Below are 12,154 nucleotides of genomic sequence, written 5' to 3'. Positions count from 1 at the left end.
CTCAAGGCGTTTGGCTTGACTCGACTCTTGACGAGTGGGCGCTGGCCACATTTGCTGGAGTTATTTATTCGCAGTTCTGTAGGTCCGGTGCCAAGCCGCGGTTGCTGTGTCGGTTTAAGGGTTGATTGAGGGATTGAAGTCGAGAAATCGGTGCCGTGATTAGACGGCTGTGAGCTTGTTCTTGTGATTCGCAAATCAGTTCCCGAACGTCAGCATCCGTCCCTCGATGTGTCCTCCCTTCACCCAACCCCCACAACCCCCCCCACTCCCCGCCGCCTCCACCACCGCCTCCGTCACCCTCAAATTGCTCAACCCATCCCGCGCACTGACCAGCGGTGCGGCCTCGCCGCGCACGACGTCGATGAAGTGGGACATCTGGAGGCGGATCGGGTCGTCGCGGAGCAGGGGGATCGTGGTGGCGTCGAGCGGTTTCCACCAGGAGCGGTCTTCCGGGCGGGGGTAGGTCTTCAGGCGCAGGTTGGGGACGGACAGGCTGCCGGTGGTGCCGGTGATGACGTAGCAGTCCTCGTCGGGGTGGTGGTCGTAGGCCTTGTTCTCGTGGCTGGTCTGTTCCCAGCTGCGCGGGCAGGCGGCGGTGTCGCTCAGCAGGAAGGTGCCCAGGGCGCCGCTGGCGAAGCGGAAGTTGATGGCGACGGTGTCTTCGACGGCATGGCCGCGCACCGCGTTCGAGGAGAACGCCTGCACCGCGACGATCTCGCCGCAGAGCATGCGGAGGTTGTGGATCTCGTGGATCAGGTTGAGCAGGATCGGCCCGCCGCCCGGCTCGCGGCGCCAGGGGCCGGCTTCGAAGTATTCGGCCGGCTTGTAGAAGGTCGCGCTGCCCATCACGCCGACCAGGCGGCCGAGTCGGCCTGAGGTGATGACCTCGCGGGCGCTGGCCATGATGGGGCTGTGGGCGCGGTGATGGCCGATCAGCACGCGTGCGCCGCGTGATTCGACCTCGCGGACCAGCGTCTCGGCCTCGGCCACGGTCGGGGCGACGGGCTTTTCCAGCAGGATGGGCAGGCCGGCGTCGATGCACCTCAGCGCCTGCGGCACGTGCAGCGCGTTGGGGGTGGCCAGCACGACGCCGTCGGGGCGGTCGCGGGTGATCAGCTCGTCGAGCGACGCGTACAGCGGCACGCCGCGCTGGTCGGCCACCGCGCGGGCGGCGGGTGACGGGTCGACGATGGCCGACAGCTCGGCGCGGTCGGGCCACTGGGCGATGGCGTCGAGGTGGGCCAGGCCGATGTAGCCGGCGCCGGCGACGGCGATGCGGGTCCGGGGGGGGCGGGCCGTGCGCTCATTGCGCACCGTGACGGTGGTCATGGGAAGTCCTGACGGTAGGAAGCCGGGACGGTGACGTTAATGCGCACGAACTGGCTTGTAATCGGGGCTTCCGTCGCGTCTCAATTCACGGCTTGTCATCAATGAACCCGCGCCCCAACACAGCCTGGGACCTCGACCACCTGCGTGTCTTCGCGCTGGTCGCGCGCCGCGCCAGCTTCGTCGCGGCGGCGACCGAGCTGGGCATGTCGCCGGCCTATGTCAGCAAGCGGGTGGCCGAGCTGGAACGGGCACTCGGCGTCGCGCTGTTCCACCGCACCACCCGGCGCGTGCTGATCAGCGAGGCCGGCGAGGCCGCGCTGGGCTGGGCGCGGCAGGTGCTGGAGGCCGTCGACCGGCTGCAGGACAGCGTCGCGCGGACGGCCGATGCGCCCGGCGACGCGCTGGCGCTGAGCGGCCCGCTGCGCATCAGCACCAGCCTGCGGCTGGGTCGCCACCATGTCTCGCCGATCCTGGCCGAGCTGCAGGCGCGTCACCCGGGGCTGGAGATCTGGCTGGAGCTGCTGGACCGCCGCGTCGACCTGCTGGCCGAAGGCTTCGACATCGACATCCGCATGGGCGAGGTCACCGAGCCGCACCTGATCGCCCACCCGATCGTGCGCAACGCCCGCGTGCTGTGCGCCGCGCCGTCCTACATCGCCCGGCGCGGCCTGCCGCAGACGCTGGCCGAGCTGGCCGGCCACGACTGCCTGCTCTACCGCGAACGCCACCAGACCTTCGGCGTCTGGCGCCTGCAGGGGCCGGACGGCCCGGCCTCCGTGCGCGTCACCGGGCCGATGGGCTCGAACCACAGCGACATCGTGCGCAACTGGGCGCTGGACGGCCGCGGGATCATCCTGCTGGCCGGCTGGGACGTGGCCGAGCAGCTGCGCGGCGGCGAGCTGGTGCGCGTGCTGCCGCAATACCACCAGAGCGCCGACGTCTGGGCCGTCACCGCCGCCCGGCTGGATCAGACCGTGCGGCTGAAGGCCTGCCTGGCCTTCCTGGTCGAGCGGCTGAAGGCGGGGCCGCATGCGCTGGAGCGGGTCGAGGGCTAGGGCGCGACCTCTCGCATGCCCGGGCCGGGTGAACCGGGCGGCCTGGGCACAATCGATCCGATCCCAACCGTGCGCGCCCGCCCGGTCCACACGATCCGAACAAGGAGGAAGACATGAAGACCCAAGCCGCCGTCGCCTGGAAAGCCGGCGAACCCCTGACCATCGAGACGGTCGATCTGGACGGCCCGCGCTTCGGCGAGGTGCTGGTCGAGATCAAGGCCACCGGCATCTGCCACACCGACTACTACACGCTGTCGGGCGCGGACCCGGAAGGCATCTTCCCGGCCATCCTGGGCCATGAAGGCGCGGGCATCGTGGTCGATGTCGGACCGGGCGTGACGACGCTGAAGAAGGGCGACCACGTCATCCCGCTCTACACGCCCGAATGCCGCCAGTGCAAGTTCTGCCTGAGCCGCAAGACCAACCTGTGCCAGCTCATTCGCGGCACGCAGGGCAAGGGCCTGATGCCCGATGCGACCAGCCGCTTCAGCCTCGACGGCAAGCCGATCTTTCACTACATGGGCACCAGCACCTTCGCGAATCACACGGTGGTGCCGGAGATCGCGCTGGCCAAGATCCGGCCGGATGCGCCGTTCGACAAGGTCTGCTACATCGGCTGCGGCGTGACGACCGGCATCGGCGCGGTGATCTTCACGGCCAAGGTGGAAGCGGGCGCGAACGTCGTGGTCTTCGGCCTCGGCGGCATCGGGCTGAACGTGATCCAGGGCGCCAAGATGGTCGGCGCCAACAAGATCATCGGCGTCGACCTGAACCCCGGTCGCGAGGCGATGGCGCGCCAGTTCGGCATGACCCACTTCCTGAACCCGAAGGACGTGGCCGCAGCGGGCGGCAACCTGGTCGACGCGATCGTGCAATTGACCGATGGCGGCGCGGACTACAGCTTCGAATGCATCGGCAACACCAAGGTCATGCGCGACGCGCTGGAGTGCACGCACAAGGGCTGGGGCCGCAGCATCATCATCGGCGTGGCCGAGGCGGGCGCGGAGATCAGCACGCGGCCGTTCCAGCTGGTGACGGGCCGCAAGTGGGAGGGTTCGGCCTTCGGCGGCGCACGCGGTCGCACCGATGTGCCGAAGATCGTCGACTGGTACATGGACGGCAAGATCAACATCGACGACCTGATCACCCACAAGCTCAAGCTGGCCGACATCAACGAGGGCTTCGCGCTGATGAAGCGCGGCGATTCGATCCGGGCGGTGGTGGAGTTCTGATCCGATGAGCGCCGCCCACTTCGACCGCCTCGAACTCGTCAACGAACACGGCTGCTTCGGCGGCGTGCAACGGTTCTTCAAGCACGCATCGGGCGTCATCGGCCTGCCGATGAGGTTCGCGCTCTACCTGCCGCCGCAGGCCCTCGCCGGCCAGAAGGTGCCGCTGCTGACCTACCTGGCCGGCCTGACCTGCACGGAGGAGACCGCGACGATGAAGGCCGGTGCGCAGCGGGTGGCCGCCGAACTCGGTCTGGCCCTGCTGATGCCCGACACCAGCCCGCGCGGCGCCGGCATCGACGGTGAGGACCACCACTGGGACTTCGGCGTCGGCGCGGGCTTCTACCTCGACGCCGAACACGCGCCGTGGGCTGGCCACTGGCGCATGGAGAGCTACCTCGTGCAGGAGCTGATCCCGGCCGTCGTCGCCCAGTTCGGGCTGGACGGCGACCGGCTCGGCCTGACGGGCCATTCGATGGGCGGCCACGGCGCGCTGACGCTGGCGCTGCGTCACCCGGGGATGTTCCGCAGCCTGTCGGCCTTCGCGCCGATCTGCGCGCCGACCCGCTGCCCGTGGGGCCGCAAGGCCTTCACCGGCTACCTCGGCCAGGACGAGTCGACCTGGGTGGCTCACGACGCGAGCCTGCTGATGGCGGCACAGACCTCGGTGCCCTATCCCGGCGGGATCCTGGTCGACCAGGGGCTGGCCGACAAGTTCCTCGCCGAGCAGCTCCACCCCGAGGCCCTCGAAGCCGCCTGCGCGTCCATCGGGCAACCGCTGACGCTGCGGCGGCAGGCCGGGTATGACCACGGCTACTACTTCATCGCGAGCTTCGTGGAGGACCACCTGAGGCATCACGCGAAGGGGTTGGGGGGGTGAGGCGGTCCCGCCCACCGCCCCTCACCTCATCTGGAACAGCTCCTGATGCATCACCGACCGCGGCAGCCCGCGGCGGATGAAGTCGCGCAGGAGGCTGTGGCCGAACGGCGTCGGGCCGCAGAACCAGAGGCTGGCCTGTTGCCAGTCGGGCACCAGCGCGCGGATGCGCTCGCCGTCGAGCAGGCCGTCGCGGGCGTCGACCAGCACGTGCAGGCGCACGCCGGCGGCCAGGGCGTCGGCGCGCAGCTTGTCGAGGGCGACCGGGTCCTCGACGGCGGTGGCGTGGAACAGGTCGATGCGGGCGACGCCGGCCGCAGCGGGGTCACCGGCCAGCTGCTTCAGGCGGGCGATGAACGGCGTGATGCCGATGCCCGCGCCGACCCAGATCTGGCGCGGCTTGCCGTCCTGGAAGTCGAAGCGGCCATACGGGCCTTCGACCGTCACGGCCATGCCGGGCTTGAGCAGCTCGGGCAGGCGGCGCGTGTGGTCGCCCAGTGCCTTGGTGATGACGGTGATCTCGCGCGTGGCCGGGTCCCAGGCCGAGGCGATGGTGTACGGGTGCGCGCCTTCCTTCGGGTCGGCGGTGACGAAGGCGAACTGCCCGGCCGCATGGCCGCGCCAGCCGTCCTGCAGCGTGATGCGGGTCTCCAGCACGTCGAGCGCCGGGTAGTGCTGCAGTGCGTGGATCGCGCCCTGCACCTTGCGGCGCGCGCCGACACGGCCGATCAGCACGAGCACGGCGGCCACGCTGCCGGCGGCCAGCAGCGGCGCCATCAGCCAGCCCACCGGCTGGCCCCAGTACGGGAACTTGACCAGCACGACCGAGTGGAAGACCAGCACCAGGTAGATCGCCGCCAGCCAGGTGTGCGTCTTGGCGAACAGCCGGTACGGGAAGCGCTTGACCAGCGCCAGCACCAGCAGCACGGCGGCGGCGTAGAAGGCCCATTCGCCGACCGATTCGGCCAGCCCGCGCTGGGCGCCGAGCAGGCCCTCGATCAGGCCCTTGTCGACCGCAGCCGGACGCGGCCCGCGCACCGGGCGCGTCAGCCAGCCCCAGCCGACCATCCACTTGGTGCCCTGGGCCATCCACCAGTGCAGCACCGACACGACCAGCGCGGTGATGCCCAGCCACTTGTGCAGGCGGTACATCTTGTCGAGCCCGTCGAGGTGCGGCTCCAGCCAGGTCGGGCGCAGCGCCAGCAGCATCGCCACGCTCATCACGCCGATCGCGACGATGCCGCTGTATTGCATGAACACGGCGCGAAACGAGAACCAGGTCAGCGGCTGCGGCAGCTGCGGTTCGGCCAGCAGCCACAGGCCGGTGAAGAGCGCGAGCGTGGCGACGAGCGCGCGCAAGAGACGGTGCGAGGTCATGGTCGTGTGCGGCCTTCGTGGGGCCGCTTGAGCTTCGATGGCCGTCAGCTTGCGCGGCAAATGTGCAGGAACTTTGGAAGCCCGCTCGCGCGCCAGCGGCTTGACCGGCAGGCTTGCCAGCGCGGCCGGCCGATGCGCCAATCCGGTCCGACATGACCGCTTCGACATGACCCGCCCGAGCATCACCCTGCGCCTGTTCCTGGCCGTGCTGGCCACCGCCACCGTCGTCGCGCTGGCGATGGGGCTGGCCACGCAGCTGAGCCTCAGCCGCGGCTTCATCGGCTACCTCAACGAACAGGCGGTCCAGCGCATGGACGCCGCGCTGCCGCGCCTGCGCGAGGCCTATGTCGGCCACGGCGACAGCTGGGCGTTCATGCGCGGCCGGCCGGGCATCTGGTTCCGGCTGATCGAGGCGGAGGTGGGCACCGACCTGAGCGGCCCGTGGGACGCCGATCCGGACCTGCTCGCGCCGCACCTGCTGGGCCTGGGCCGGCGCCTGACGCTGCTGGACGCGCAGCGCGAGCGCGTCATCGGCTACCCGAACCTCTACCCCGACTCCGAACAGCGCGAGATCGTCGTCGACGGCCGCACCGTCGGCTGGATCGCGCTGGCGCCGATCCAGTCGGTCACCGACGAGGCCTCGGTGCGTTTCCGCGACGGCCAGTGGCGCGCCAGCCTGGCGATGGGCGCGCTGTCGCTGCTGCTCGCCGCGCTGGTCGCCTGGTGGATCGCCCGCGCGCTGCTGGCTCCCGTGAGGGCCGTGGCCGCCGCGACCCACCGGCTGGCCGCCGGGCATCACGACACGCGCGTGCCGGTGCAGGGCGACGACGAGGTCGGCCAGCTGGCGCGCGACTTCAACCAGCTGGCGCTGACGCTGGACCGCAACGAGCGCATCCGGCGCGACTACATGGCCGACATCTCGCACGAGCTGCGCACGCCGCTGGCCGTGCTGCGCGGCGAGATCGAGGCGATGGAGGACGGCATCCACCCGCTGACGCCCGACAGCCTCGGCGTGCTCAAGGGCGAGGTCAACGCGCTGACCCAGCTGGTCAACGACCTGCACGAACTCGCGCTGGCCGATGTCGGCGCGCTGCGCTATCGCAAGGTGCCGCTGGACCTCGCCGAGCTGGTCGCGCGCGAGGCCGCGCAGTTCGCCACCCGCTGCGCCGAGCGCGGCCTGGCGCTGCAGGTCGACACCGGCGCGGCGCCTTTGCCTCTCACGGTCCAGGCCGACCCGGACCGGCTGCGCCAGCTTCTGCACAACCTGCTGGACAACGCGGTGCGCTACACCGACCCGGGCGGCACGCTGCGCATCCGCGTGGCGGCCGAAGGCGGCCTGGCCGTCATCGACATCGCCGACAGCGCACCGGGCGTGCCGGCCGAGCAGCTGCCGCGCCTGTTCGAGCGCTTCTACCGCGTCGAGTCCTCGCGCGGCCGGGCCGGCGGCGGCAGCGGGCTGGGGCTGGCGATCTGCCGCAGCATCGTGCAGGCGCACGGCGGCGACATCGGCGCGCGGCCGTCGCCGCTGGGCGGCGTGGCGATCGAGGTGCGCTTGCCGCTGCTGACCAGCGCGGCGGACGCGGCGATCGGCCCGGGCGTCGAACGATGAGCACGCCCGCCGCGATCGACCCGGCCGACATCCTGATCGTCGAGGACGAGCCGCGCCTGGCCCGGCTGGTCAGCGACTACCTGACGGCGGCCGGCCACCGCACCCGCATCGTCGACCACGGCCTGGCGGTGATGCCGGCGGTGCAGGCGCGCATGCCCGACGTGATCGTGCTGGACCTGATGCTGCCCGGCCGCGACGGCCTGACGCTGTGCCGCGACCTGCGCGCCAACCCGCACGGCAACCGCGCCGTGCCGATCGTCATGCTGACCGCGCGGGTCGAGGAGGTCGACCGCCTGATCGGCCTGGAGGCCGGCGCCGACGACTACGTCTGCAAGCCCTTCAGCCCGCGCGAACTGGTCGCCCGCATCCACGCGCTGCTGCGCCGCGAGCGGCGCCTGCTGGCGGGTGCCGGCGCGCCGCCGTCGGCGTCAGCGGGTGGCCTGCTGCTGGACGACGAGCGCCACCTCGCCACGCTGTCCGGCCTGCCGCTGGACCTGACGCCGGTCGAGTTCCGCCTGCTCAAGGCCCTGGCCAGCACGCCCGGCCGCGTCTGGTCACGCGACCAGCTGCTGGACCGCCTGCACGACGACAGCCGCGCGCTGAACGACCGCACGGTCGACAGCCACGTCAAGAACCTGCGCCGCAAGATCGAGCAGATCCGGCCGGGGGTGGAGGCGATCCGGTCGATCTATGGGGTGGGGTATCGGCTGGAGGTGGAGGGCTAGACCCCCAGCGCCACCGCCCCCAGCCCTGCCAGCACCGCGCCATCCGCCTGGATCGCGCTGCGCCGCAGGTAGAAGCCCAGCGCGCGCAGGCCGCCGAGTTCCTCGCCGCCGCCGGCGCGGCCGGGGCCGCCGTGCAGGGACTGCGGCATGACGTTGCCGTGGCCCGTCTGCGTGCTGCCCACCGACGGGCTGACGATGTGGACGCGGCCGTGGCAGGCGGCCAGGTCGGTGGCGGTCGCCGCCAGCGCGGCGCTGCCTTCGGGTGTCGTGTCGCCGTAGAGCGAACACACCAGCGACCCTTCGCCGCGCGCGACCAGGGCGCGGGCGTGGGCGATGTCGCGGTAGGGCATCAGCGTGGCGACCGGGCCGAAGACCTCGATGCGGTGGACGGCGGCGGTGCCGTCCGGGTCGTCACAGCCCAGCAGCGTCGGGCCCAGGCAGGCGGCCACGGCCGGGTCGGCGTCGACCAGCGGCTGGCGGCGGCCGTCGAACATCAAGCGCATGTGCGGCAGCGCGGCGAGTTGCTCGATGCCGCCGAGCACGCCGTCGAACTGCTCGCGGTTGACCAGCGCGCCCATGCGCACCGAGGCGTCGCGCGGGTTGCCGACCGTGATGCCGGCGAGCTTGGCGGCGATGGCCGCGCCGACCGTCTCGTACAGCGCCTGCGGCACCAGCGCGCGGCGGATGGCGGTGCATTTCTGGCCGGACTTGACCGTCATCTCGCGCACCACCTCGCGCACGAACAGCGCGACGGCCTCGGCGCTGGCGTCGGGCATCAGCACGGCGGCGTTCAGGCTGTCGGCCTCGATGTTCAGGCGCACGGCGTTCTTCACGACGACCGGATGCGAGCGGATCACTTCAGCCGTCCCGGCCGAGCCGGTGAAGCTCAGCACGTCGAAGGGCTGGAGCTGATCCAGCAGCCCGGCCGAGCTGCCGCAGATGACCGACAGCGCGCCTTCGGGCAACAGGCCGCTGTCGACCACGTCGGTGACCATGCGCTGGGTCAGCCAGGCCGTCGCGGTGGCCGGCTTGACGATCACCGGCACGCCGGCGAGCAGGGCCGGCGCGGCCTTCTCCCACAGGCCCCAGCTCGGGAAGTTGAAGGCGTTGATGAACAGCGCCACGCCGCGCGTGGGCACCAGCAGGTGCTGGGACTGGAACAGCCCGTCCTTGCTCATCGGCACCGCGCCGCCGTCCAGCAGCGCCTGCGCGTCGCCGAGCTTCGCGCCCCAGCGGGCGTACTGGCCGAGCGTGTAGATGCCGCCGTCGACGTCGACGGCGGTGTCGGCGGCCGTCGTGCCCGAGTTGGCCAGCGCGATGGCGTGGTAGGCCTCGCGGTTCGCCTGCAGCAGCTTGGCGACCGCCGCCAGCTTCTCGGCCCGCTGGCCGAAGGTGAGCGCGCGCAGCGCCGCGCCGCCCTGTTCGCGGGCGTGGGCGAAGGCGCGCGGCAGGTCCAGGCCGGCGCTGGAGACCCGCACCAGCTCGGCGCCGGTCACCGGGTCGGTCAGCAGGGTGCCGGGGCCGGTGCCGGTAACCCGGCTGCCGTGGACGTGGTTGGGGAGAAGTTCGGTCATCGCGGTTCCTCGGGAATGGATGACCTGAACTTTAATGCATCAAGGTGCCTTATAGGCAAGATAGTTCATGTTGCGGGCCGGGCCGGGATGTTCAAGCCGCGCTGCACCGCCGGGCGGGCCAGGAAGGCGGCCAGCACGCGCTGGACCTCGGTGAAGTCCGGCCAGCCGACCAGCTCGCCCGCGCCGTAGAAGCCGACCAGGTTGTTGACCCACGGGAGGATGGCGATGTCGGCCACCGAGTAGTCGTCGCCCATCACCCAGGCGCGGCCACGCAGGCGCTGGTCCAGCACGCCCAGCAGGCGGCGCGACTCGGCCACGTAGCGGTCACGCGGGCGCTTGTCCTCGTAGTCCTTGCCGGCGAACTTGTGGAAGAAGCCGAGCTGGCCAAACATCGGCCCGATGCCGCCCATCTGGAACATCAGCCACTGCAGCGTCTCGTAGCGCAGCGCCGGGTCCGTCGGCATCAGCTGGCCGGTCTTGTCGGCCAGGTAGACCAGGATCGCGCCGGACTCGAACAGCGCCAGCGGCCGGCCGCCCGGGCCGTCCGGATCGAGGATCGCGGGGATCTTGTTGTTCGGGTTGAGCGCCAGGAACTCCGGCGTCATCTGGTCGTTGGTGTCGAAGCGGACCAGGTGCGGCTCGTAGGCCAGGCCGGTCTCCTCCAGCGCGATCGACACCTTGACGCCGTTGGGCGTGGGCAGCGAGTACAGCTGCAAACGGTCCGGGTGCTGAGCGGGCCAGCGGCGGGTGATGGGGTGGTCGAGGAGGGTCATGGGCAGGGTGCTCAGGTCAGGGGAAGGTTGGGATGGAAGGCGGCCGATCAGGACATCCAGTCGACGACCCAGACCTGCAGCTGCGTGGCCAGCGCGAACAGCGCGGCCGAGGTCAGCAGCAGCGTCAGGCCGGCCATGACGGTGCCGACGACGACGACCAGGCCGTCGCGGAAGGCCAGGCCCAGGCCGATGGTCGCCACCGCGAGGGCCGGCAGGATGTTGCCGAAGGGGATCGGCAACACCAGGATCGCGGCCATCACGGCCAGCACCAGCGCCAGCCAGGCGGTCGGGCGGACGGGGGCCAGGTGCGCGAGCCGTTCGCACGACCAGCGTTCGGCCAGGCCGTAGATCGTCGCCATCAGGCCCAGCACGCGGCGGGCCCAGTGCTGCGACATCTCCAGCTCGGCGACGCGGCGCGGCAGCGGGGCGTCGTCGCGGCCCTGCAGCATCGCCAGCGCCAGCGCCGCGATGCCCAGGCCCATGACGGTGCCGGCGCCGGGCACCGGCAGCAGGCTGGGCACGGCCATCAGCAGCAGCAGGCTGCCGTGCAGCGCCGGACCGTGGGCGTCGGCCAGCGTGGCGACGGACACGCGCTCGGTGGACAGCGATTCGGCGGCCTCGCGCAGGCGCTGGGAGATCGATCGGGTCATGCAGGGGCTCCAGGTTCAGGAGCCACGTAGACCAGCACCTTCAGCGCGCGTTCCGTCGACACGTCTGCAAACGTGTCCGGATTCGCGACCCGTTCGACGAATCGCAGCGTCGGCGCCAGCTCGGCCATCTGCTCCTGCAGGAAGGCCAGGCCCAGCTCGGGCGCGTTCAGGCACAGCAGCACATGGCCGTCGGGCGCCAGCAGGTCGGGCAGTCGGCGCATCAGGCGGGCGTAGTCCTTGGTCGCCACGAAACTGCCCTTCTGGTAGCTCGGCGGGTCGACGATCACCAGGTCGTAGGGCCCGGCGCGGCCGACCTTGCCCCAGGAGCTGAACAGGTCATGGGCCAGGAAGCTGACCCCGGCCGCCGCGCTGGCGGGCAGGCCGTTGAGCTGGTGGTTGCGCCGCCCGATCGCCAGCGCGCCGTCGGCCATGTCCAGGTTGACGACGCCGCGCGCGCCGGCCTGCATCGCCACGACCGAGAAGGCGCAGGTGTAGGCGAACAGGTTCAGCACCTTCATGCCGGGCCACTGCGCGACATGCGCGCGCACCCAGCGTCGGCCGGCCGCCATGTCCAGGAACAGGCCGTGGTTCTGGCCCTTCAGCACATGCACCAGGTAGGACGTGCCGTCCTCGGTCACGACATGCGGATCGGGCACCGCGCCGGCCATCAGCCGGGTCTCGACGCGACCGCCGGGCTGGCGCTGCTGGAAGACCCAGTTGAGCGGCTCGCCGGCCGGCGCGACGTCGGCCCAGCGCCGCGCCAGCGCCTGGCCGACCGCATCGACCTCGACCGCGTCGACCGGCTGGAAGCTGGTCAGCACGAGGACCGGCGGCCAGGCGTCGAGGGTCCAGTGTTCGCAGCCCGGATGCCGGCCGCCGCGGCCGTGGAAGACGCGCGTGGCGTCGGTGGGCAGGGCCATCGTGGCGATGGCGTCGAGCAGGGCTTGCATGGGCGG

11 protein-coding genes are annotated in these 12,154 nt (G+C 71.3%); 5 read left to right on the top strand and 6 right to left on the bottom strand.

What is annotated here, in order from left to right; translation table 11 throughout:
- Positions 1-195 precede the first annotated feature (195 nt).
- A complete protein-coding gene (locus ACWA7K_RS14655; protein ID WP_456162125.1) occupies positions 196-1,329 on the bottom strand; it encodes a Gfo/Idh/MocA family protein in 1,134 nt (377 codons plus the stop codon).
- Positions 1,330-1,430: 101 nt separating this feature from the next.
- Between ACWA7K_RS14655 and ACWA7K_RS14650 the strand changes: the two genes are divergently transcribed.
- From ACWA7K_RS14650 to fghA, 3 genes are all read left to right on the top strand, one after another.
- Positions 1,431-2,384, top strand: a complete 954-nt coding sequence (locus ACWA7K_RS14650) for a LysR family transcriptional regulator (protein WP_456162124.1) — start codon at positions 1,431-1,433, stop codon at positions 2,382-2,384.
- A 113-nt stretch (positions 2,385-2,497) separates the two neighbouring features.
- Complete coding sequence (locus tag ACWA7K_RS14645) at positions 2,498-3,616, top strand: S-(hydroxymethyl)glutathione dehydrogenase/class III alcohol dehydrogenase (protein WP_456162123.1); 1,119 nt, start codon at positions 2,498-2,500, stop codon at positions 3,614-3,616.
- Between the two features lie 4 nt (positions 3,617-3,620).
- Positions 3,621-4,493, top strand: a complete 873-nt coding sequence (fghA, locus tag ACWA7K_RS14640) for an S-formylglutathione hydrolase (protein WP_456162122.1) — start codon at positions 3,621-3,623, stop codon at positions 4,491-4,493.
- A 21-nt stretch (positions 4,494-4,514) separates the two neighbouring features.
- Here fghA and ACWA7K_RS14635 read toward each other — a convergent pair whose 3' ends face one another.
- Positions 4,515-5,867 (bottom strand): ferredoxin reductase family protein, encoded by a 1,353-nt coding sequence (locus ACWA7K_RS14635; RefSeq protein ID WP_456162121.1) that lies wholly within the window; start codon positions 5,865-5,867, stop codon positions 4,515-4,517.
- Between the two features lie 166 nt (positions 5,868-6,033).
- Here ACWA7K_RS14635 and baeS point away from each other — a divergent pair, with 166 nt between their 5' ends.
- Positions 6,034-7,476 (top strand): sensor histidine kinase efflux regulator BaeS, encoded by a 1,443-nt coding sequence (gene baeS, locus ACWA7K_RS14630; protein ID WP_456162120.1) that lies wholly within the window; start codon positions 6,034-6,036, stop codon positions 7,474-7,476.
- Positions 7,473-8,201, top strand: coding sequence for a response regulator (locus ACWA7K_RS14625; RefSeq protein ID WP_456162119.1), 729 nt, complete (start codon positions 7,473-7,475; stop codon positions 8,199-8,201). Before baeS ends, ACWA7K_RS14625 begins: the two co-directional genes overlap by 4 nt.
- Here ACWA7K_RS14625 and ACWA7K_RS14620 read toward each other — a convergent pair.
- The 4 genes from ACWA7K_RS14620 to ACWA7K_RS14605 form a co-directional block, all read right to left on the bottom strand.
- Positions 8,198-9,775, bottom strand: a complete 1,578-nt coding sequence (locus ACWA7K_RS14620) for a 3,4-dehydroadipyl-CoA semialdehyde dehydrogenase (protein ID WP_456162118.1) — start codon at positions 9,773-9,775, stop codon at positions 8,198-8,200. The two genes, ACWA7K_RS14625 and ACWA7K_RS14620, sit on opposite strands and share 4 nt — an antisense overlap.
- Positions 9,776-9,840: 65 nt before the next feature.
- Positions 9,841-10,548 (bottom strand): glutathione S-transferase N-terminal domain-containing protein, encoded by a 708-nt coding sequence (locus ACWA7K_RS14615; RefSeq protein ID WP_456162117.1) that lies wholly within the window; start codon positions 10,546-10,548, stop codon positions 9,841-9,843.
- Between the two features lie 47 nt (positions 10,549-10,595).
- Complete coding sequence (locus ACWA7K_RS14610; RefSeq protein WP_456162116.1) at positions 10,596-11,198, bottom strand: exopolysaccharide biosynthesis protein; 603 nt, start codon at positions 11,196-11,198, stop codon at positions 10,596-10,598.
- Positions 11,195-12,148 (bottom strand): class I SAM-dependent methyltransferase, encoded by a 954-nt coding sequence (locus tag ACWA7K_RS14605; RefSeq protein ID WP_456162115.1) that lies wholly within the window; start codon positions 12,146-12,148, stop codon positions 11,195-11,197. Before ACWA7K_RS14605 ends, ACWA7K_RS14610 begins: the two co-directional genes overlap by 4 nt.
- Between the last annotated feature and the right edge of the window lie 6 nt (positions 12,149-12,154).

Source organism: Leptothrix mechoopdaensis (SeqCode) (genome assembly GCF_053893855.1).
This window is presented reverse-complemented; position numbering and strand designations above follow the sequence as displayed.

What these genes read in the sequence shown, in the direction of transcription:
- ACWA7K_RS14655 (WP_456162125.1), bottom strand. Translation starts at nt 1,329, where the DNA reads ATGACCACCGTCACGGTGCGCAATGAGCGCACGGCCCGCCCCCCCCGG.
- ACWA7K_RS14650 (WP_456162124.1), top strand. Translation starts at nt 1,431, where the DNA reads ATGAACCCGCGCCCCAACACAGCCTGGGACCTCGACCACCTGCGTGTC.
- ACWA7K_RS14645 (WP_456162123.1), top strand. Translation starts at nt 2,498, where the DNA reads ATGAAGACCCAAGCCGCCGTCGCCTGGAAAGCCGGCGAACCCCTGACC.
- fghA (WP_456162122.1), top strand. Translation starts at nt 3,621, where the DNA reads ATGAGCGCCGCCCACTTCGACCGCCTCGAACTCGTCAACGAACACGGC.
- ACWA7K_RS14635 (WP_456162121.1), bottom strand. Translation starts at nt 5,867, where the DNA reads ATGACCTCGCACCGTCTCTTGCGCGCGCTCGTCGCCACGCTCGCGCTC.
- baeS (WP_456162120.1), top strand. Translation starts at nt 6,034, where the DNA reads ATGACCCGCCCGAGCATCACCCTGCGCCTGTTCCTGGCCGTGCTGGCC.
- ACWA7K_RS14625 (WP_456162119.1), top strand. Translation starts at nt 7,473, where the DNA reads ATGAGCACGCCCGCCGCGATCGACCCGGCCGACATCCTGATCGTCGAG.
- ACWA7K_RS14620 (WP_456162118.1), bottom strand. Translation starts at nt 9,775, where the DNA reads ATGACCGAACTTCTCCCCAACCACGTCCACGGCAGCCGGGTTACCGGC.
- ACWA7K_RS14615 (WP_456162117.1), bottom strand. Translation starts at nt 10,548, where the DNA reads ATGACCCTCCTCGACCACCCCATCACCCGCCGCTGGCCCGCTCAGCAC.
- ACWA7K_RS14610 (WP_456162116.1), bottom strand. Translation starts at nt 11,198, where the DNA reads ATGACCCGATCGATCTCCCAGCGCCTGCGCGAGGCCGCCGAATCGCTG.
- ACWA7K_RS14605 (WP_456162115.1), bottom strand. Translation starts at nt 12,148, where the DNA reads ATGCAAGCCCTGCTCGACGCCATCGCCACGATGGCCCTGCCCACCGAC.